Source organism: Enterobacter cloacae complex sp. 309I3 (genome assembly GCF_050031595.1).
In the GTDB taxonomy this organism is placed as follows: Bacteria; Pseudomonadota; Gammaproteobacteria; order Enterobacterales; family Enterobacteriaceae; genus Enterobacter; species Enterobacter cloacae.
Genome location: NZ_JBLGWI010000001.1, coordinates 3,307,339 through 3,327,626 on the forward strand (window position 1 = coordinate 3,307,339; position 20,288 = coordinate 3,327,626).

Annotated in this window: 18 protein-coding genes; 11 read left to right on the forward strand and 7 right to left on the reverse strand. The window is 55.1% G+C overall.

The window, feature by feature from the left end:
- Nucleotides 1–2: 2 nt before the first annotated feature.
- Nucleotides 3–941, reverse strand: a complete 939-nt coding sequence (fruK, locus tag ACQG22_RS15695; RefSeq protein ID WP_014170919.1) for a 1-phosphofructokinase — start codon at nt 939–941, stop codon at nt 3–5.
- Nucleotides 941–2,071 carry a fused PTS fructose transporter subunit IIA/HPr protein gene (gene fruB, locus ACQG22_RS15700; protein ID WP_108452888.1) on the reverse strand — a complete coding sequence of 377 codons (1,131 nt, stop codon included), beginning with the start codon at nt 2,069–2,071 and terminating at the stop codon, nt 941–943. Before fruB ends, fruK begins: the two co-directional genes overlap by 1 nt.
- Before the next feature lie 357 nt (nt 2,072–2,428).
- Here fruB and setB point away from each other — a divergent pair, with 357 nt between their 5' ends.
- On the forward strand, nt 2,429–3,610 hold the full coding sequence (setB, locus tag ACQG22_RS15705; RefSeq protein ID WP_369706642.1) for a sugar efflux transporter SetB: 1,182 nt from the start codon (nt 2,429–2,431) through the stop codon (nt 3,608–3,610).
- On the opposite strand, the gene ACQG22_RS15710 is transcribed toward setB, so the two are convergent.
- A complete protein-coding gene (locus ACQG22_RS15710; RefSeq protein WP_038420213.1) occupies nt 3,607–3,861 on the reverse strand; it encodes a YkgJ family cysteine cluster protein in 255 nt (84 codons plus the stop codon). The genes setB and ACQG22_RS15710 overlap by 4 nt on opposite strands.
- Nucleotides 3,862–4,023: 162 nt before the next feature.
- Between ACQG22_RS15710 and yeiP the strand changes: the two genes are divergently transcribed.
- The gene (yeiP, locus tag ACQG22_RS15715) at nt 4,024–4,596 is read left to right on the forward strand and encodes an elongation factor P-like protein YeiP (protein WP_008500940.1); all 573 of its coding nucleotides are present in this window, start codon (nt 4,024–4,026) and stop codon (nt 4,594–4,596) included.
- Nucleotides 4,597–4,712: 116 nt separating this feature from the next.
- Here the strand turns inward: yeiP and uxuA are convergent, their stop codons facing one another.
- On the reverse strand, nt 4,713–5,903 hold the full coding sequence (uxuA, locus tag ACQG22_RS15720; protein ID WP_139936155.1) for a mannonate dehydratase: 1,191 nt from the start codon (nt 5,901–5,903) through the stop codon (nt 4,713–4,715).
- 204 nt (nt 5,904–6,107) lie between these two features.
- On the opposite strand from uxuA, the gene ACQG22_RS15725 reads away from it, so the two are divergent.
- From ACQG22_RS15725 to yejF, 9 genes are all read left to right on the forward strand, one after another.
- Nucleotides 6,108–7,574 carry a mannitol dehydrogenase family protein gene (locus tag ACQG22_RS15725; RefSeq protein WP_045903362.1) on the forward strand — a complete coding sequence of 489 codons (1,467 nt, stop codon included), beginning with the start codon at nt 6,108–6,110 and terminating at the stop codon, nt 7,572–7,574.
- Nucleotides 7,575–7,697: 123 nt separating this feature from the next.
- Nucleotides 7,698–8,684 (forward strand): CobW family GTP-binding protein, encoded by a 987-nt coding sequence (locus ACQG22_RS15730; protein ID WP_023619754.1) that lies wholly within the window; start codon nt 7,698–7,700, stop codon nt 8,682–8,684.
- 33 nt (nt 8,685–8,717) lie between these two features.
- Complete coding sequence (locus ACQG22_RS15735; RefSeq protein ID WP_369706641.1) at nt 8,718–9,431, forward strand: phosphatase PAP2 family protein; 714 nt, start codon at nt 8,718–8,720, stop codon at nt 9,429–9,431.
- A gap of 415 nt (nt 9,432–9,846) precedes the next feature.
- Complete coding sequence (gene mepS / locus ACQG22_RS15740) at nt 9,847–10,416, forward strand: bifunctional murein DD-endopeptidase/murein LD-carboxypeptidase (protein WP_023619753.1); 570 nt, start codon at nt 9,847–9,849, stop codon at nt 10,414–10,416.
- 128 nt (nt 10,417–10,544) lie between these two features.
- Entirely contained in the window at nt 10,545–12,101 is a 1,557-nt protein-coding gene (locus tag ACQG22_RS15745; protein WP_013097983.1) for a cyclic di-GMP phosphodiesterase, read from the forward strand.
- A gap of 74 nt (nt 12,102–12,175) precedes the next feature.
- A complete protein-coding gene (locus tag ACQG22_RS15750; RefSeq protein ID WP_013097984.1) occupies nt 12,176–13,981 on the forward strand; it encodes an extracellular solute-binding protein in 1,806 nt (601 codons plus the stop codon).
- A gap of 9 nt (nt 13,982–13,990) precedes the next feature.
- Nucleotides 13,991–15,085 carry a microcin C ABC transporter permease YejB gene (locus tag ACQG22_RS15755; RefSeq protein WP_038420221.1) on the forward strand — a complete coding sequence of 365 codons (1,095 nt, stop codon included), beginning with the start codon at nt 13,991–13,993 and terminating at the stop codon, nt 15,083–15,085.
- Nucleotides 15,085–16,110 (forward strand): ABC transporter permease, encoded by a 1,026-nt coding sequence (locus tag ACQG22_RS15760; protein ID WP_014832713.1) that lies wholly within the window; start codon nt 15,085–15,087, stop codon nt 16,108–16,110. The genes ACQG22_RS15755 and ACQG22_RS15760 overlap by 1 nt, the downstream gene beginning before the upstream one ends.
- Nucleotide 16,111: 1 nt before the next feature.
- On the forward strand, nt 16,112–17,701 hold the full coding sequence (gene yejF, locus ACQG22_RS15765) for a microcin C ABC transporter ATP-binding protein YejF (RefSeq protein WP_045292126.1): 1,590 nt from the start codon (nt 16,112–16,114) through the stop codon (nt 17,699–17,701).
- Between the two features lie 3 nt (nt 17,702–17,704).
- On the opposite strand, the gene ACQG22_RS15770 is transcribed toward yejF, so the two are convergent.
- The 3 genes from ACQG22_RS15770 to rsuA all read right to left on the reverse strand — a co-directional run bounded on the left by ACQG22_RS15770 (nt 17,705) and on the right by rsuA (nt 20,247).
- Nucleotides 17,705–18,049, reverse strand: a complete 345-nt coding sequence (locus ACQG22_RS15770; RefSeq protein WP_013097988.1) for a YejG family protein — start codon at nt 18,047–18,049, stop codon at nt 17,705–17,707.
- 278 nt (nt 18,050–18,327) lie between these two features.
- Entirely contained in the window at nt 18,328–19,524 is a 1,197-nt protein-coding gene (locus ACQG22_RS15775) for a Bcr/CflA family multidrug efflux MFS transporter (RefSeq protein WP_013097989.1), read from the reverse strand.
- Between the two features lie 15 nt (nt 19,525–19,539).
- Entirely contained in the window at nt 19,540–20,247 is a 708-nt protein-coding gene (rsuA, locus tag ACQG22_RS15780; RefSeq protein ID WP_013097990.1) for a 16S rRNA pseudouridine(516) synthase RsuA, read from the reverse strand.
- Nucleotides 20,248–20,288: the final 41 nt, after the last annotated feature.

Genomic DNA, 20,288 nt, shown 5'->3' on the forward strand with positions numbered 1-20,288 from the left:
TGTTAGTTAAAAGGTTTTAAGTCAACGCGCGCCATCATCGCGGCTAACTGGGTACGATCGGTAATGCCGACATTGCTCTGACTCACGGCCAGGGCTGCAACGGCGGTGGCAAGACGTAAAGTATGTTCACTGGATTCGCGCATCAGCAGGCCATAGATCAGACCACCAACCATCGAATCCCCGGCGCCAACGGTGCTGACAACGTCAACCGACGGCGGTTTGGCGATCCATTCGCCAGACGCGTTAACCCACAACGCCCCTTCTGCACCAAGCGAAATCACCACGTGAGCGATACCCTGCTCGCGCAGCGCATGGGCAGCGTCAATCACATCTTTTAATTCTGGCAGCTTCCGGCCAGCCCAGATCTCCAGTTCACGGCGATTAGGCTTCACCAGCCACGGGGACGCTTTCAGGCCGGCGACCAGCGCATCACGGCTGCTGTCAAAGATGATGCACGGGCACTGGCTGCGCAGGCGCGTCATCCAGTCGGTGAAGGCTTCCGGGCTTACGCCGGATGGCAGACTGCCGCTGACGCACACCATGTCGAACTGGCCCAGCCAGGTCAGAGAATCGTTAACAAAACGCTCCCAGTCAGACGGCGTCACTTCAAAGCCAGAGAAATTCAGATCGGTCACTTCCCCGTCTTTCTCCGTCAGTTTGACGTTGATACGGGTACGGCCCTGAACAACCTGGAAACGGTTAGCAATGCCCAGCTCGCTGAACAGCTGCTGGAAACCATCCTGGTTATCTTTACCGAGGAATCCCCCCACGGTGACATCGATACCGAGATCCTTGAGCACTTTCGCGACGTTAATCCCTTTGCCCGCAGCATGCAGGCCAGTGGTACGCACGAGGTTTACTTCGCCGCGCTCAATCTCCGGGCAAAACCCCACCAGGTCATAAGCCGGGTTCAGCGTAATAGTCGCAACACGTCTGCTCATTATGCACCCTCCCCCAGACCCGCCGCGATGGCATCGCCAATCGCTTTCAGCGCCTGTTCAGCATCCGCACCCTGCGCGGTGAAACGCAGACGGTGACCCTTTTTCACGCCCAGCGCGACAACTTTCATCAGACTACGACCATTGGCCGCTTTGCCCGTGCCATCCAGGTTAGCCACGGTGATCTCACTTTCAAATTGTTTAATGGTATTCACCAGCATGGTGCCCGGACGGGCATGCAGGCCGTGCTCGTTACGTACAACGAACTCTGCGCTCAGCACGTCATCCGTCAGCGCATCATCACTGGTCAGCAGAGCCAGCACGGTGGCGGCATCCGCGTTCAGCAGTTTTTCAGCTTTGTTGTTCAGCAGCAGATCGCCCAGACGCTTCAGCACGGCAACCGGCTGGTCATCGGTCATGGCGACGGTCACCAGCAGTGCAGCGCTTTCACCGTCTACGTCAAAGGCGTTTGCGGCACGGCTCACCGCGATAGCGCTCCGCAGGTTGCCTTCAGCACTGTCGTTCAGCCAGATACCCTGGCCCAGATTGAGAGGCTTATCGTTAATGACGCGGGTAACAAAGGTAGCGTCTGCTGCCCCGGCTTCTTTCAGGCGTCCGGCATTCAGGGCCTGCAGCGTCACCAGATCGGCCGCGACAACGTCCAGCGTCAGCGTGTCGTTATCCAGTTTCAGCGCTTCGCTCTGTTTTTCGCCCATCAGCAGAGCGCGCAGCTCTTCAGCGGTGGTGGCAGATTTCAACTGCTCGGCCACGGCGTCATCGCTCAGCACATGCGTCAGCTGACGCAGCAAACCTAAGTGCTCGTCGCTGCTGGCCGCGATACCGATGGCCACGTAAGCCACCTGCCCCTCGCCCCACACAACGCCCTGCGGGAACTGATAAACCTTAACGCCGGTTTTCAGCACCTGATCGCGGGTGTCTGTGGTGCCGTGCGGAATGGCGATGCCATTGCCGAGGAAGGTCGAGGTCTGCTGCTCACGCGCCAGCATGCCGTTGACGTAGCCTTCAGCCACATTGCCGGCCTGCACAAGGGCAGCGGCAACCTGACGAATGGCCTCTTCTTTGTTCCCGGCCTGAGCGCCCGGGTGGATATCCTGTACAGATAACTGGAACATGGTTCTCCTCTCCTGCTGAAAGTGAATCGTTTCAGCTTCACTGAGAAAAAATGCGCTAGCCTGCTCCGTTTGTTAAAACAAGATAGCGCTGAAACGTTTCAAAAAGTCTTGCGCTTTCTGCAAGACGTTGCAAGGAAAGTTACATTTCTGATTGCAGAATTTAGAGATGCAGCACATTTCTTTCTCGTTCAGCTGAATTTTGCTGACGTTCAGCAAATCAGTTTCAGCTAAGGTCAGCTGCACGCGAATATGAAATGCCATTTTGATTATTCGTGGCGAAATTGACCTCACCCTCTGTTTATTTTCTGACTCGCGACGTACACTCCGCGTCTCCTGGAAACTCACCGACTGTGAAACATGCATAACACGCCCGCCGCCGTCTCGCCGAAGCCCTTTGATTTCACCTCAACGGCATTTTTAATTGTTGCCTTCCTGACCGGCATCGCCGGTGCGCTGCAGACCCCTACGCTGAGCCTGTTCCTGACCAATGAAGTCCATGCGCGTCCGGCGATGGTGGGCTTCTTCTTTACCGGAAGCGCCATTATCGGCATCCTGGTGAGCCAGTTTCTGGCGGGGCGTTCAGATAAAAAAGGCGATCGTAAAAGCCTGATCGTCTTTTGCTGTCTGCTGGGGGTGTTCGCCTGCGTCCTGTTTGCCTGGAACCGCAACTATTTTGTTCTGCTGTTTATCGGGGTGTTTCTGAGCAGTTTCGGTTCAACGGCGAATCCGCAGATGTTCGCCCTTGCCCGTGAGCATGCCGACCATACCGGGCGAGAAGCGGTGATGTTCAGCTCTATTCTGCGTGCGCAAGTATCGCTGGCGTGGGTTATTGGCCCGCCGCTGGCTTACGCGCTGGCGATGGGGTTTGGCTTTACGGTGATGTACCTGAGTGCGGCAGTGGCCTTTGTGGTGTGTGGCGCCATGGTGTGGTTCTTTCTGCCGTCGATGCGTAAAGAGCCAAAAGTGGCAACAGGCGTGCTGGAGGCACCGCGTCGTAACCGTCGTGACGCCCTGCTCCTCTTTATTATCTGTACGCTGATGTGGGGCACAAACAGCCTGTATATCATTAATATGCCGCTGTTTATTATTGATGAGCTGTATCTGCCCGAAAAGCTTGCTGGCATCATGATGGGGACCGCGGCCGGGCTTGAAATCCCCACCATGCTGATTGCTGGCTATTACGCGAAGCGTTTCGGGAAACGTTTTCTGATGCGTATCGCCGCCGTCGCCGGGCTACTGTTCTATGTCGGAATGCTGACGGTACATACGCCGGGGCTGCTGCTGGCTTTACAGCTGCTGAACGCCATCTATATCGGCATACTCGCCGGAATTGGCATGCTCTATTTCCAGGATCTGATGCCGGGCCAGGCAGGCTCTGCCACCACCCTTTATACTAATACCACCCGCGTGGGCTGGATCATCGCAGGCTCAATGGCCGGCGTGGTGGCTGAAATCTGGAACTATCACACGGTGTTCTGGATTGCGCTGGTGATGTGCACCCTGACGATAGCGTGCCTGACAAGAATTAAAGACGTTTAAGGTGCGGTGAGTGCTTCCAGATTAAGCAGGTACGTCATCGCCTGCGCGCGCGTGTTGCCGCACATCTCTGCGGAGGGCTGCAGCCCGGAGCAGACCTTCGGGCGCAGAGGCGAGCCAAAGATCATGCACAGGTTGGTTTCAGAGAGCTGAACGCAGCGGGTATTCGCAGGCTTGCCCTCCGGCATTCCTGGGATGGGGCTGGAAATGGACGGTGCGGTACAGCACGCGCCGCAATCGGGACGACAATCCATAAATGCTCTCTATCGGTGAAAGACCCGCGCAGTCGGGTATCGGGCGCACAGTAACACCTTTTGTGTATTGATAGCAAAAGCCACGAATTCCGCTTGCCTGAAAGGCCGCGCACGAGTAATTTGGCGCGATATTTTTTACCTCCCGTAGACAGGATTACTGCAATGCCAAGAGCGAACGAAATTAAGAAAGGTATGGTACTGAATTACAACGGCAAACTGCTGATTGTGAAAGATATCGATATTCAGGCCCCGAGCGCCCGTGGTGCAGCAACGCTGTACAAAATGCGTTTCGCCGATGTACGTACCGGCCTTAAAGTGGAAGAACGTTTTAAAGGTGATGATATCGTTGATACCGTCACTCTGACCCGTCGCTATGTTGATTTCTCCTATATCGACGGCAACGAGTATGTATTCATGGATAAAGAAGATTACACCCCGTACATCTTCACCAAAGATCAGATTGAAGAAGAGCTGCTGTTCATTCCTGAAGGCGGTATGCCGGATATGCAGGTTCTGACCTGGGACGGCGTGCTGCTGGCGCTGGAACTGCCGCAGACGGTTGATCTGGAAATCGTTGAAACGGCACCGGGTATCAAAGGCGCGTCCGCCAGTGCGCGTAACAAACCCGCGACGCTGACCACCGGTCTGGTGGTGCAGGTACCTGAATACCTGTCCGCGGGTGAGAAAATCCGCATCCATATCGAAGAAAAACGCTATATGGGTCGTGCTGACTGAGTGCGGCTTTTGTCGGGTGGCGGCTTCGCCTTACCCGATCTACAAAAACACAAAAACCGGCTCTCAGGCCGGTTTTTTGTAGGCCCGGTAAGCGTAGCGCCACCGGGCAACAGAACTTACAGAAGCTCAGGATACTTCGTCATCTTCAGCGCCAGCTCTACGCCGCGCACTTCTGCCATCCCTTTCAGGCGGCCAATCGCCGAATAGCCCGGGTTCGTTTTCTTACGCAGATCGTCCAGCATCTGGTGTCCGTGATCCGGGCGGAACGGGATAGGACGTAAATCGCCAGCCAGTTTACGACGTGCCTCTTCCGCCAGAATGGCATCCACCACCGCCACCATATTCACATCACCGCTCAGGTGCGCCGCTTCGTGGAAGGTTTTCGGGTTCTCTTCACGGCAGGTTGCACGCAGATGCGTGAAGTGAATACGATCGCCAAAGGTTTCAATCATCCGCACCAGGTCATTATCCGCACGCACGCCATACGAGCCCGTGCACATGGTAAAGCCGTTATAGATGCTATCGACCGTCTCTTTCAGCCACTGCATATCTTCAATGGTTGAGACGATACGCGGCAGGCCGAGGATGGGACGCGGAGGATCGTCCGGGTGTACGGCCAGACGCACGCCCGCCTCTTCCGCGACCGGCACAATCGCGCGCAGGAAGTACGCCATGTTTTCGCGCAGCTGATTTTTATCAATGCCGCCGTACTCTGCCAGACGGGCGCGGAACTGATCCAGCGTGTAGCCCTCTTCTGCACCCGGCAGGCCCGCGATGATATTGCGGGTCAGCTTTTCAATGTCTGCTTCACTTGCTGCGTTAAACCATTCGCGCGCCTGCTGCTGCTCGTCGGCCGTGTAATCGGCTTCCGCGCCAGGGCGTTTCAGAATGTGTAACTCAAAGGCCGCGAAGGCGATCTGATCAAAACGCAACGCTCGGGAACCGTCTGGCAGCTGATACTCAAGGTCAGTACGCGTCCAGTCAAGAACAGGCATGAAGTTATAGCAAACGGTATCGATGCCGCAGGCCGCCAGGTTGCGGATGCTCTGCTGATAGTTAGCAATCCAGGTCTGATACTCCCCAGAATGGGTTTTGATATCTTCGTGAACGGGAATACTTTCCACGACAGACCAGGTTAAGCCTTTTTCTGTCAGCAGCGCCTGACGCTGTTTAATCTCCTCTACCGGCCAAACCTGGCCATTCGGAATATGATGCAGCGCCGTGACGACACCCGTTGCGCCAGCCTGACGCACATCATCTAGAGAAACTGGATCGTTCGGCCCGTACCAACGCCAGGTTTGTTCCATTGCCCACCCTCCAAAGTTGTTATACCAATATATGTTACTGCGATGACGACTACCATACATGTTTAATGAAGAGGGTCAACACAGCGCCACAGATTGATTGATCGAACTCACAGAACGGCGATATTTACGGCTTACCAATTCTCTTTGTTGTCATATAACTTTACACTGGCATTGTTAATTAATGGTTAATCAGGTGTGTATTTCATGAAGACAATTGCCTCCACCTCGCTTCCTGCCCATGTTCAGCAGCCGCGCTACGATCGCTCGCTTCTGCGCTCGCGCATCGTTCACTTCGGCTTTGGTGCTTTTCACCGTGCGCATCAGGCGTTATTAACCCATCGGGTGCTGAATGCCAAAGGAGGCGACTGGGGCATTTGTGAGATCAGCCTGTTCAGCGGCGACGTGTTGATGAGCCAGCTGCGGGCGCAGGATCACCTCTTCACCGTGCTGGAGAAAGGCGCGGAGGGCAACCAGCCGATTATCACTGGAGCCGTGCATGAATGCCTGAACGCAAAACTGGACTCGCTGGCCGCCATCATTGAGAAATTTTGCGAGCCGCAGGTGGCAATTGTTTCCCTCACCATTACTGAAAAAGGCTATTGCATCGACCCCGCAACCGGGAAACTCGATTTGCAAAACACCCGGATCGTTCACGATCTGGAAAACCCGACGGAGCCCCATTCCGCCCCAGGGATCATAGTCGAAGCGCTCCACCGCCGCCGTGAACGCGGCTTACCCGCCTTTACGGTGCTTTCCTGCGATAACATCCCGGATAACGGCCACGTGGTGAAAAATGCCGTGCTCGGCATGGCGCAGAAACGCGCTGAAGACCTGGCCGGATGGATTGATACCCATGTGAGTTTCCCGGGCACAATGGTTGACAGGATTGTGCCCGCCGCCACCGATGCCTCGCTGGCGGAGGTCGCGCAGGAACTCGGTGTGGAAGATCCGTGCGCCATCAGCTGCGAGCCCTTTATTCAGTGGGTCGTGGAAGATAACTTTGTCGCCGGACGCCCGGAGTGGGAAGTGGCAGGCGTGCAGATGGTGCAGGACGTTCTGCCGTGGGAACAGATGAAATTACGTATGCTGAACGGCAGCCACTCCTTCCTGGCGTATCTGGGCTATCTCGCCGGGTATGCGCACATTAATGAATGTATGGAGGATAAGGCGTTTCGTCAGGCCGCGCGGCGGTTAATGCTGGATGAACAGGCCCCTACGCTGCGTATCACCGACGTTGATCTAACGGCTTACGCCGACAGCCTGCTCGACCGTTTTGCCAACCCGGCACTGCAGCACCGTACCTGGCAAATTGCGATGGACGGCAGTCAAAAGTTGCCCCAACGCATGCTGGATGGGATCCGTATTCATCTGGAGCGTCAAAGCGCGTGGCCCCTGCTGGCGCTGGGTGTGGCGGGCTGGATCCACTACGTCAGCGGTACAGATGAACAAGGCAATACGATTGATGTCCGCGATCCGCTCAGCGACAAAATCCGTGCGAAGGTTGAAGCCAGCAATGACGCAAACCGCGTAAACGCTCTGCTGACGCTGAGCGAAGTCTTTGGTCACGATCTCGCGCAAAACCACGTTTTTGTCGAGTCGGTGAACCAGGCATACCAACGTATTGCCCGCCTCGGGGCGCGCCAGGCTGTTATCGAAACGTTAAAACTTTAACGTTTATTGCGCTTAAGGCGAACGGACATGCGCTCCGTTTGCCCTTCCTCTTCTCATTGCGCCCTTTTTTCGTCAGGATAAGAGATAATTGTTACATCATCACAATTATCTACCGGAGCGCACGTGACCAGGACCAACCTTATTACCGGTTTTCTCGGTAGCGGGAAAACCACCTCAATTCTCCACCTGCTGGCCAATAAAGATCCGGCAGAAAAATGGGCCGTACTGGTCAACGAATTCGGCGAAGTGGGTATTGATGGCGCGTTACTGTCTGACAGCGGCGCCATGATCAAAGAGATCCCGGGCGGATGCATGTGCTGTGTAAACGGCCTGCCCATGCAGGTGGGGCTGAATACGCTGCTGCGTCAGGGTAAACCCGACCGCCTGCTGATTGAACCGACGGGGCTTGGTCACCCGAAGCAAATTCTTGATTTACTCACCGCGCCGGTTTACGAGCCGTGGATAGACTTACGCGCCACGCTTTGCCTGCTCGACCCGCGACAGCTGCTGGATGAAAAAGCGGTGGCCAACGACAACTTCCGCGATCAGCTCGCCTGCGCAGATATTATCGTCGCCAATAAAGAAGATCGGGCTACGGCTGAAAGCCAGGCGGCATTCGATGCCTGGTGGCAACATTTCGGGGGCAACCGTCAGCGGGTGCAAACCACTCAGGGGAAGATAGATGTCGCCCTGCTCGACCTGCCTCGCCTGAACCTCACCGAGCTGCCAGCCAGTGCGGAGCATGCGCATAGTCATCCCGCAAAGCAGGGTCTGGCGGCGTTGAGCCTGCCGGAACACCAGCGCTGGCGACGTAATCTCAACAGCGGTCAGGGTCATCAGGCCTGCGGGTGGATCTTTGATGCCGACACCGTTTTCGACACCATAGGCGTGCTTGAGTGGGCAAGACTGGCGCCGGTCGATCGCGTTAAGGGGATTATGCGCACCCCCGACGGCCTGGTGCGCATCAACCGTCAGGGTGAAGATTTCTTTATTGAAACGCAGAATGTTGCGCCCCCGGATAGCAGAATAGAGTTAATTAGTGCGGTTAACGCCGACTGGAATGCCCTGCAGTCCAGCCTGTTGAAGCTTCGTTTAAGTTCGGGCGGCTAACGTTGCCCCTGATTTCCCTGTATGCTGAATGTTATGACAACTCGAATTCCCCTGATTTTGCTGCTCAATGTCGCCGGACTGTCGCTCTTTTTCTCCTGGTATATCCCGGTGGATCACGGTTTCTGGTTTCCGCTGGATTCTGCCATCTTCCATTTCTTTAACCAGGCTCTGGTGAAGAGTGATGCCTTCCTGTGGCTGGTGGCGATTACCAACAACCGCGCGTTTGACGGCTGTTCGCTGGTGGCGATGGGCTGCCTGATGCTCTCTTTCTGGCTGAAAGAGGACAAAACCGGGCGTCGCCGCATTATGATTATTGGTCTGATGATGCTGCTGCTGGCTGTCGCCATTAACCAGCTGGCTACGGCGATTATTCCGGTCAAGCGCTCAAGCCCAACGCTGTTCTTTACCAATATTTATCGCGTCAGCGAATTGCTGCATATTCCAACGAAAGATGCCTCGAAGGCCAGTTTCCCTGGCGATCACGGCATGATGCTGCTTATTTTTTGTGCAGTTATGCTGCGCTATTTCGGCAGGAAGGCGTTCGCCATAGCCCTGATTATTTTTGTGGTTTTCGCCTTCCCTCGCGTAATGATTGGCGCACACTGGTTCACCGATATTGCCGTGGGCTCGCTCTCTGTTGCGCTGGTCGCGTTACCGTGGTGCCTGATGACACCGCTGAGCGACCGGATAATAGCCCTGTTTGATCGCTATCTGCCGGGTAAAAAGCAACAAGCATTAAACAAATAATTAACCAAAATTAACGTCCGCTATCAGGGATCATTGCGATCCCTGATAGATCTCCCGCCACGATCGTTTCGCACTGTCATCTTCCCGTCATCTCTTTCATGATAAAAATGAATCAATTGCGTGATTAAGCGCCGGATCTGACTGCATTTTAAGCAATGCCGGATTTTTACTTTCTGTATCACAATTTCTTATAAAAAAAAGGCTTTTTTTACTCGCAATAGCCCTGGCAATCGGTTAATCTCGAACTCGTTTTGCCCCATAGAGATAATTATTTCCTTGGTGAATAAATTTGTGCGCTGCGCCACAAATGTGACCAGAAAGAATTGTCTCATTGTGAACAGATAATTAGTCTCGTCACGTTTGGCATTTTTATAACGATATTTGTCGTTAAGGACTTCAAGGGAAAATAAACAAAATGGTCAAATCTCAACCGATTTTGAGATATATCTTGCGGGGGATCCCGGCGATAGCAGTTGCGGTACTGTTGTCTGCATGTAGTACATCGAACACCGCAAAGAATATGCATCCTGAGACGCGTGTTGTGGGAATGGAAGATTCCTCGTCACTGCAAGCCTCTCAGGATGAATTTGAAAATATGGTACGTAATCTGGACGTGAAGTCCCGTATTATGGACCAGTATGCTGACTGGAAAGGCGTGCGTTATCGTCTGGGCGGCAGCACCAAAAAAGGTATCGATTGTTCCAGCTTTGTACAGCGTACCTTCCGTGAGCAGTTTGGGTTAGACCTGCCGCGTTCAACTTACGAACAGCAGGAAGTGGGCAAGTCGATTTCACGTACAAAACTGCGCACCGGTGATTTAGTACTGTTCCGTGCCGGTTCAACGGGTCGACATGTCGGCATCTATATTGGTAATGACCAGTTTGTGCATGCCTCCACCAGCAGCGGTGTGACCATTTCCAGCATGAACGAGCCATACTGGAAGAAGCGCTACAACGAAGCGCGTCGCGTACTGACCCGCAGTTAATATGATGATTGTATCGTTGGTTATCCCTTGGCTGGCGATATGATGAAAAAAAGACACTGCTTCGGCGGTGTTTTTTTTTGCCCGTTACACTGAATACATCCAGCGGCAATTCAGGAATCACGACGTCTATGTTCACCCGCTACTTTTCCAGTCATCGCAAGATACTGTTCCTCAGTATTATTACAGGTCTGGTCACTGCCCTGCTTTTGGGTTCATTGCAATTTTTCTGGAGTTACCACAAGCGGGAAGTCCGGTTCGACACCCTGATTACCGATGTGAGCCTCTACATGGAGAGCTATTTCGAAGAGTTGAAAACCTCTATCGATGTTCTTCAGCCCCTCACGCTGAACAGCTGCCATGACGTCAATGCCGAGCTGACGTCGCGCGCTGCCTTCAGCCTCAATGTGCGCGCATTCTTGCTGGTCAGGGACAAAATCGCCTTCTGCTCGTCGGCCACCGGGCCGATGGATACGCCGATGGAAGCCCTTATTCCTGAGCTGCACATCAACAAGAAGATTGATATGGCATTACTGCCGGGCACGCCTATGCTGCCGAATAAACCCGCCATTGCCATCTGGTACCGAAACCCTCTGGTTAAAGACGGCGGGGTGTTTACGTCAGTTAATCTCAATCTGACCCCGTACCTGCTTTATACCGCGCGCCAGGACGACTTCGCAGGGATTGCCATCATCATCGGTGATATGGCGCTGTCCACCATGTCCAGTACCCTGGTCAGGGCGCAAGATTTACATGCCGTGCCCGAGCGTACCGCCACGCTTAAGGCCGTGCCGCTGACCATTAAGCTGTACGCTGAAAAGTGGACAAGCGACGAAATCCTCTACGCCCTCTTCTTTGGGCTGGTGTGCGGTATTGCGGCAGGATCGCTGAATTTCTATATCCTCACCATCCGCGTAAATCCCGGCAAAGAGATCCTCAGCGCCATTAAGCGCGGCCAGTTTTATGTGGTCTATCAGCCCGTGGTGGATGCAAAAGATCTGCAAATGCGGGGGGTTGAGGTCCTGATGCGCTGGAAGCACCCCACCATGGGTGAGATCCCCCCTGATGCGTTTATCAATTTTGCTGAAGCGCAGCAGCTGATTGTTCCGCTCACGCTGCATCTGTTTGACCTTATCATTCACGATGCGCCGGTATTACAGACCCAGCTGCCGCCGGGCGCAAAACTCGGTATCAACATTGCGCCGGGGCATCTGCACGCCGACAGCTTTAAAGATGATATGCGCACGTTTAAAGAGCTACTGCCGCCGGATCACTTCCAGTTGGTGCTGGAAATTACCGAGCGCGACATGCTTAACCACCGTGAAGCCAACAACCTGTTCGAATGGCTGCACAACGAAGGGTTTGAGATAGCGATCGATGATTTTGGAACCGGCCACAGTGCGCTGATCTATCTTGAACATTTCACCATGGATTACATCAAAATCGACCGGGGTTTTGTTAACGCCATCGGGACAGAAACCGTCACCTCACCGGTGCTTGATGCCGTACTGATGCTGGCAAGACGGCTGAACATGTCCACCGTCGCAGAGGGCGTGGAAACGCCGGAACAGGCGGCCTGGCTGCGCGAACATGGCGTTAACTTCCTGCAGGGATACTGGATTAGCCGTCCGATGCCGCTGGAGCAGTTCCGTGAGTGGCGGCCCGACCTGACGCACGCTGGCGAATAATTTCACATTGCCCGTGACGTCACTTATTATTCAGCTTAACTGAGCCGGTCTGTTAAAGAGGGAGCTGTCGCGAGATGTTTATGCGCTTCATACTGTTGCTGTTGGCACTGACGGCCCTGTCCAGCCAGGCGCAAACCATCAAAGAAGACGTTGCGTTTGCGGTGATTGGTGAACCGAAATACGCGGTGAATTTCACCCATTATGATTACGTCAACCCTGCCGCGCCGAAAGGCGGGAATGTGACGCTCTCCGCCACCGGCACGTTCGATAACTTCAACCGCTTTGCCCTGCGCGGTGTGGCCGCGGCGCGCACAGAATCTCTCTACGATACCCTGTTTGTCACCTCTGATGATGAGCCCGGAAGCTACTATCCGCTGATCGCCGAAAACGTGCGGTATGCGGATAATTTTGCCTGGGCGGAAATTTCGCTTAACCCGCGGGCGCGTTTTCATGACGGTTCGCCGGTCAGGGCAAGCGATGTCGCCTTTACGTTTCATAAATTTATGACTGAAGGCGTTCCCCAGTTCCGTATTGTCTACAAAGGCGCGTCGGTCAGGGCCATCGCACCGCTCACCGTGCGCATTGAGCTGAGCGAGCCGAATAAAGAGAATATGCTGAGCCTGTTCTCCCTGCCCGTAATGCCTGAATCGTTCTGGAAAGCCCATAAGCTGAGCGACCCGCTCTCCACACCGCCGCTGGCAGGCGGCCCGTACCGCATCACCGACTGGCGCATGGGGCAGTATGTGGTCTATTCCCGTGTAAAAGACTACTGGGCCGCCAACCTGCCGGTAAACCGGGGGCGCTGGAATTTCGACACCCTTCGCTATGATTACTACCTGGACGATAACGTGGCTTTTGAGGCCTTTAAGGCCGGAGCCTTCGATTTACGCCTGGAGAGCAGCGCTAAAAACTGGGCTACGCGCTATATCGGTAAAAACTTTGCCAAAGGCTACATCGTCAAGGACGAGCAAAAAAATAGCTCTGCCCAGGACACGCGCTGGCTGGCGTTTAATATTCAGCGTCCGGTATTTAACGACCGCCGGGTACGTCAGGCCATTACCCTGGCCTTTGACTTTGAGTGGATGAACAAGGCGCTGTTTTATGGCGCCTACAGCCGCGCTAACAGCTATTTTCAGAATACCGAATACGCGGCGCGCGCTTACCCCAATGCCGACGAGTTGACGCTGCTGGCCCCCTTCAAAGCACAATTGCCGCCGGAAGTGTTTACCACCGTGTTTGATCCCCCCACCTCCGATGGCAACGGCTTTGATCGTGACAATTTGCTGAAAGCCAGCAAACTGCTGGATGAGGCCGGTTGGGTCCTGAAAAATCAAAAACGGGTCAATGCCCAAACGGGAAAACCGTTGAGCTTCGAGCTACTGATCGCGTCAGGGGCAAATGATCAGTGGGTTTTGCCGTTTAAGCACAACCTGGCCCGGCTGGGGATCACAATGAACATACGCCAGGTGGATATCGCCCAGCTGACCAACCGCAAGCGCAGCCGGGATTACGATATGATGCAGAGCCTGTGGCCCGCGCAGCCCTGGCCAAGCTCCGACCTGCAGATTTCCTGGGCGTCCAGTTACATCGACTCCTCGTACAATGCGCCGGGGGTAAAAAGCCCGGTCGTTGACGCGCTAATTGCAAAGATCGTGGCAGCACAGGGCGATAAACAGAAGCTCCTGCCATTAGGACGCGCACTCGACAGAGTGTTAACCTGGAACTACTACATGCTGCCCATGTGGTATATGGGTGAAGATCGTCTTGCCCGCTGGGACAAATTTTCGCTGCCTGCCGTGCGCCCGATCTATTCGCTGGGCTTCGATACCTGGTGGTATGACGTTAACAAAGCCGCCAGACTCCCAGCTGAGCGGCGATAAGGAATCATCATGGGTGCGTATCTAATCCGCCGTCTCCTGCTGATCATCCCAACCCTGTGGGCCATCATCACCATTAACTTCTTTATTGTGCAAATCGCCCCCGGTGGGCCGGTCGATCAGGCGATTGCGGCCATTGAATTTGGCACCAGCGGCGGGATGCCCGGCGGTGGCGGAGAAGGAATGGGCGCAAGCCATGCCAAAACGGGCGTGGGGAATATCAGCGAAAGCCATTATCGCGGCGGCCGCGGGCTGGATCCGGAGGTGATTGCCGAGATCACCCATCGCTATGGTTTTGATAAACCGATTCACGAGCGCTATTTCAAAATGCTGTGGGATTACGTCCGGTTTGATTTTGGCGATAGCCTGTTCCGCAGTGCCTCGGTCTTAACCCTGATCAAACAAAGCCTGCCGGTGTCGATCACCCTGGGACTGTGGGGAACGCTGATTATCTACCTGGTTTCCATTCCGCTTGGGATCCGCAAAGCGGTCTACAACGGCAGCCGTTTTGATATCTGGAGCAGCACGTTCATTATCATCGGCTATGCCATTCCGGCGTTTCTGTTCGCTGTGCTGTTGATTGTCTTTTTTGCCGGCGGCAGCTATTTCGATCTCTTCCCGCTGCGGGGGCTGGTATCCGCCGATTTCAGCACCCTGCCGTGGTATCAGAAAATCACCGACTATCTCTGGCATATCACGCTGCCGGTGCTGGCAACGGTGATTGGCGGATTTGCCGCCCTCACCATGCTGACCAAAAACGCCTTTCTTGATGAAATCCGCAAACAGTATGTCGTCACCGCCCGCGCGAAGGGCGTGGGTGAAAAACAGATCATGTGGAAGCACGTGTTCCGCAACGCCATGCTGCTGGTGATTGCCGGATTTCCTGCCACGTTCATCAGTATGTTTTTTACCGGCTCGCTGCTTATTGAGGTGATGTTCTCGCTTAACGGTCTGGGGCTGTTGGGTTATGAAGCCACCGTGTCGCGGGATTATCCGGTGATGTTTGGCACACTCTACATTTTTACCCTGATTGGCCTGCTGCTGAATATCGTCAGTGATATCAGCTATACGCTGGTCGATCCCCGAATCGATTTTGAGGGCCGATGATGCCGCGTTTAAGCCCCGTCAATCAGGCCCGCTGGGCCCGTTTTCGCCATAACCGTCGTGGCTACTGGTCGTTATGGATTTTTGCCGTCCTGTTTGTGTTAAGCCTGTGCTCAGAGCTGATTGCCAACGATAAACCCTTGCTGGTGCATTTCAACGACCGCTGGTATGTGCCCGTGCTTAATAACTACAGTGAAAGTGACTTTGGCGGCCCGTTTGCAACACCGGCGGAGTATCAGGATCCGTGGCTGCGCCAGCAGATTGATCAACACGGCTGGGCACTGTGGGCCCCGATCCGTTTTGGCGCCAACAGTATCAATTTCGCCACCACGACCCCCTTCCCTTCTCCCCCGTCCACGCAAAACTGGCTGGGAACGGATGCCAACGGTGGCGACGTGCTGGCGCGCATCCTCTACGGTACCCGAATCTCGATCCTCTTTGGGCTGATGCTGACGCTCTTCTCCAGCGTGATGGGCGTGGTGGCAGGTGCCGTCCAGGGCTACTATGGCGGTAAAATTGACCTCTGGGGTCAGCGCGTGATTGAGGTGTGGTCAGGTATGCCAACGCTGTTTCTGATCATCCTGCTGTCGAGCGTGGTGCAGCCAAACTTCTGGTGGCTGCTGGGGATCACCGTATTGTTTGGCTGGATGGCGCTGGTGGGCGTCGTGCGCGCAGAATTTCTGCGCACCCGTAATTTTGACTATATTCGTGCCGCGCAGGCACTGGGCGTGAGCGACCGTGGGATCATCTTCCGCCATATGCTGCCGAACGCCGTGGTGGCGACACTGACCTTTCTGCCGTTTATTTTGTGCAGCTCCATCACCACCCTCACCTCGCTCGATTTCCTGGGCTTCGGGCTACCGCTCGGTTCCCCCTCGCTCGGCGAGCTGTTGCTGCAGGGCAAAAACAACCTGCAGGCACCGTGGCTGGGCATTACAGCCTTTCTTTCCGTGGCGGTACTGCTTTCGCTGCTGATTTTTATTGGCGAAGCCGTGCGCGACGCCTTCGATCCCAACAAGGCGGTGTAACATGACGCAGCCCCTTCTCAGTATCGAGAATCTGTCGATTGCCTTTTCGAAACAGGGTGAGACGCGCACCGTGGTCAGCGATCTGTCGCTGCAGATCCAGCGTGGCGAAACGCTGGCGCTGGTGGGGGAATCCGGCTCCGGCAAGAGCGTCTCGGCACTCTCCATTCTGCGCCTGCTCCCGTCTCCGCCAGTGAGCTACCCGCAAGGAGATATTCTGTTTCACGGCAGCTCTCTGCTGCACGCCGACGAACAGACCCTGCGGGGCGTCCGCGGCAATAAAATTGCGATGATTTTCCAGGAGCCGATGGTCTCACTCAACCCGCTGCATACCCTGGAAAAACAGCTTTACGAGGTGCTCTCCCTGCACCGGGGCATGCGCAAAGAGGCCGCACGCGGGGAAATCCTCGACTGCCTCGACAGAACCGGCATCCGCAACGCGGCAAAACGGCTGAGCGATTTCCCGCATCAGCTTTCCGGCGGTGAACGTCAACGTGTGATGATTGCCATGGCGCTACTGACGCGCCCGGAACTGCTGATCGCCGATGAGCCCACCACCGCGCTGGACGTCACGGTGCAGGCGCAAATTTTGCAGCTGCTGCGGGAGCTACGTAGCGAGCTGAACATGAGTCTGCTGTTTATCACCCATAACCTGAGCATTGTGAAAAAGCTGGCCGACAGCGTCGCTGTAATGCAAAACGGACGCTGTGTAGAGCAGAACACCGCCGCCGCACTGCTGAACGCGCCTCAGCACCCCTATACGCAGCGGCTGCTCGACAGTGAACCCTCAGGCGATCCTGTGCCTCTTCAGGGGGACAGCGCGCCGTTGTTGAACGTCGAGGGGCTGTCTGTCTCCTTCCCCATCCGTAAAGGTATTCTGCGCCGCGTGGTCGACCAGAACGCCGTGCTGAAGAACATCCGTTTTTCACTGCGCCCGGGCGAGTCGCTGGGACTGGTGGGCGAGTCGGGTTCAGGCAAAAGCACCACCGGCCTGGCACTACTGCGTTTAATTGCCTCGCAGGGCGAGATCCTGTTTGACGGCATGCCGCTGCACCGCTGGAACCGTCGGCAGATGCTGCCGGTACGTCCCCGCATGCAGGTGGTGTTTCAGGATCCCAACTCCTCGCTCAATCCAAGGCTGAGTATTTTGCAGATCATCGAAGAAGGATTGCGCGTCCATCAGCCTACCCTGACGGCTCTGCAACGTGAAAATGAGGTCAGGCGTGTGATGGCAGAGGTAGGGTTAGATCCCGAGACGCGGCATCGCTACCCGGCTGAATTTTCTGGCGGACAGCGCCAGCGTATCGCCATTGCCCGCGCGCTGATCCTCAAACCTGAGCTGATCATCCTGGATGAACCGACCTCCTCGCTGGACAGAACCGTGCAGGCACAGATCCTGACCCTGTTAAAAGGGTTACAGGAAAAGCACCGGCTGGCCTATATCTTTATCAGCCACGATCTACAGGTAGTGCGGGCGTTATGCCATCAGGTGATTGTGCTACGGCAGGGAGAAGTGGTCGAGCAAGGTGAGTGCCAGCGCGTATTTACTGCACCGACGCAGAGCTACACGCGCCAGCTGTTATCGGCAGACTAGCACTCAGAAGGGATACTGGCCCGAGAAAGGCTCAGCAATGGCCACGCCGAAGTTTTTCAGGCGGCAGGTTGCGGCAAATTCATCCTGACTTTTAACAAACAGGCACGGCTCGCCTTCACACTCCAGTACGGAGCTGTCCACTTCGATATCCGACAGCGCCTGGCTTAAGCGTTCCATTACCGGCCATGCATCTTCGTCGCTCGGGCTAAGCAGTTTGAGCGCGACCAGACAATTCTCGCAACCTGCAACGTTTTGCGGAATCGGTTCAACTTTCGAACCTGCAAAACCCGCCGACCAGCGATAGCTCTGGGGCAAGCGATGGACTATGGAGAGTTGTAATGTATTCACGTTCGATCCCCGGAAGCAAATTTACTTCACAATTTATTTACATTTATAGTAACACATCATCGCCAACCTGCACTATTCAGCGCTTTTTTATAGGTATCCAGGCTCGCGTCGGCGCTATATGTACCCGTTTCTGCGATCTAACTCAACCTTTTTAAATACAATGATGTGACTTTTTACACAAATAGATTTTACATAAAAGAAACAAACACAGGGTAAACGAACGCAAGTTTGGTTGATATGGGTCAACAAAAAGGCCCGTATCGGGCCTGATGTGCAGATTAATGAGCGGCTTTTCGCGGTCGGCTGGCATAAAGACAGAAGAGAATGGAGCTGGTGGCACAGAACGCCATCGCCCACAGCATTGGCCAGGCCGTGTTAAAGGTCGCCATTGAGAGTAACGCCCCCACCACGGCACCAATCCCGAAGCGGAACGTCCCCGCCAGCGATGACGCGGTGCCAGCCATATGCGGGAACTCGTCGAGAATGACCGCCATCGCATTGGATGAGATCATCGAGACGCAGCCAACAAAAGCGGCAACCCCCACCACCAGCGCCCAGAAGCCCACGCCGAAAAACGCGCTGACCACCAGCCAGATAGCCATCACAAACTGGATCCACAGCCCGGCACGGAACATGTTCAGTGCTCCAATCCGGCGAACAAAGCGGCTGTTGATGATGGTCATGATGAACAGGAACACAATGTTCAGCGCAAAGTAATACCCAAAGTGCTGAGGGGAAACGTGGTTCAGCTCAATATAGACAAATGGCCCGGCGCTCAGGAAGGAGAACATGCCGGCAAAGCTGAAGCCGCTTGCCAGCATGTAGCTCAGCACGCGCTTGTGGCGGAACAGCGAGGCAAAATTCCCCATTGTGGTACGGATGTGGAATTTCTGGCGGCGCTCGACGGCTAACGTTTCATCAATAAAGAAGAAAATCATCGCCGAGGCCAGCAGTGCGGCAAGCGCCAGGATCCAGAAAATGGCATGCCAGCTGAACCATACCAGCACCGCGCCACCGGCCATCGGCGCCACCAGCGGCGCAATGGTGGTCACCAGCATGACAAATGACATCATGCGGGAGAACTCTTCTTTCGGGTAGATATCACGCATCAGGGCGTTAATCACCACGCTTGCCGCCGCCGCCGCGAGGCCGTGGAATAAACGCATCACGATCAGCTGATCGATACTCTGTGCCAGCGCACAGGCCACGGCTGCGGCTGCAAAGATCAGCGTTCCGCCCAGAATAACCGGCTTACGTCCGAGGCTGTCGGCCATCGGGCCATAAAACAGCTGGCCAAGGGCAAAACCGAGAATATAGGTACTGAGCGTCATCTGTGCGCTGCCAGCCGGTACGCCAAACTGCGCCGAAATCACCGGCAGCGCAGGCAGATACATATCAATCGACAGCGGCATCAACATGGCCAGCAGGCCAAGAATGAACACGATTTTGAAAGACGAGTGTGGCCTGGTGGTCACAGGGTTCTCCTGAAATTAATGCGAGGGCAGACCGACGCTGGCGATCTCTTCTTCTGTCAGCGGGCGATATTCGCCAGGCGCCAGATCGGGATCGAGTTCAATTGCCCCAATACGTTCACGATGCAGACCCACAACGTGGTTACCCACCGCGGCGAACATACGTTTCACCTGATGATAACGCCCTTCGCTGATGGTCAGACGGACTTCGGTCGGGGTAATGACTTCCAGCACCGCCGGTTTGGTGAGGTCTTTTTCATTATGCAGCTGAACGCCTTTGGCAAATTGTTCTGCCGTGTCATCAGCCACCGGCGATTCCAGCGTCACCAGATAGGTTTTTTCACAGTGATGACGCGGAGAGGTAATGCGGTGGGACCACTGACCGTCATCGGTCATCAGCACCAGCCCCGTGGTGTCGATATCGAGGCGGCCAGCCGCATGCAGCTTGTGCGCAACCGGTTCGTCGAGGAAATAGAGCACCGTCGGGTGATCCGGATCGTCCGTAGAACAGACGTAGCCTTCCGGCTTATTGAGCATGAAATAGCGCGGGCCGTGCTGCTGGGTGAGCGGGTTGCCGTCATACTCCACCTGATGGTCAGGTTGCAGTTTGAACGCGCTGTCTCTCACAATGTCGCCATCCACGGTAACGCGGCTGGCGCGGATCTCGCGCCCGGCAATAGCACGGCTTACGCCGAGTTGCTGAGCGATAAACTTATCAAGTCGCATGAAATCTTTTTAGCCTTAATGGTGCTGGAAGTCGGACAATG

Excerpts from the sequence above, each read along its gene's own strand:
- ACQG22_RS15710 (WP_038420213.1), bottom strand. The coding sequence starts at position 3,861 with ATGGATTGTCGTCCCGATTGCGGCGCGTGCTGTACCGCACCGTCCATT.
- ACQG22_RS15755 (WP_038420221.1), top strand. The coding sequence starts at position 13,991 with ATGGGTGCGTATCTAATCCGCCGTCTCCTGCTGATCATCCCAACCCTG.
- fruB (WP_108452888.1), bottom strand. The coding sequence starts at position 2,071 with ATGTTCCAGTTATCTGTACAGGATATCCACCCGGGCGCTCAGGCCGGG.
- yejF (WP_045292126.1), top strand. The coding sequence starts at position 16,112 with ATGACGCAGCCCCTTCTCAGTATCGAGAATCTGTCGATTGCCTTTTCG.
- ACQG22_RS15745 (WP_013097983.1), top strand. The coding sequence starts at position 10,545 with ATGTTCACCCGCTACTTTTCCAGTCATCGCAAGATACTGTTCCTCAGT.
- fruK (WP_014170919.1), bottom strand. The coding sequence starts at position 941 with ATGAGCAGACGTGTTGCGACTATTACGCTGAACCCGGCTTATGACCTG.
- ACQG22_RS15725 (WP_045903362.1), top strand. The coding sequence starts at position 6,108 with ATGAAGACAATTGCCTCCACCTCGCTTCCTGCCCATGTTCAGCAGCCG.
- uxuA (WP_139936155.1), bottom strand. The coding sequence starts at position 5,903 with ATGGAACAAACCTGGCGTTGGTACGGGCCGAACGATCCAGTTTCTCTA.
- ACQG22_RS15750 (WP_013097984.1), top strand. The coding sequence starts at position 12,176 with ATGTTTATGCGCTTCATACTGTTGCTGTTGGCACTGACGGCCCTGTCC.
- setB (WP_369706642.1), top strand. The coding sequence starts at position 2,429 with ATGCATAACACGCCCGCCGCCGTCTCGCCGAAGCCCTTTGATTTCACC.
- rsuA (WP_013097990.1), bottom strand. The coding sequence starts at position 20,247 with ATGCGACTTGATAAGTTTATCGCTCAGCAACTCGGCGTAAGCCGTGCT.
- mepS (WP_023619753.1), top strand. The coding sequence starts at position 9,847 with ATGGTCAAATCTCAACCGATTTTGAGATATATCTTGCGGGGGATCCCG.
- ACQG22_RS15735 (WP_369706641.1), top strand. The coding sequence starts at position 8,718 with ATGACAACTCGAATTCCCCTGATTTTGCTGCTCAATGTCGCCGGACTG.
- ACQG22_RS15760 (WP_014832713.1), top strand. The coding sequence starts at position 15,085 with ATGCCGCGTTTAAGCCCCGTCAATCAGGCCCGCTGGGCCCGTTTTCGC.
- yeiP (WP_008500940.1), top strand. The coding sequence starts at position 4,024 with ATGCCAAGAGCGAACGAAATTAAGAAAGGTATGGTACTGAATTACAAC.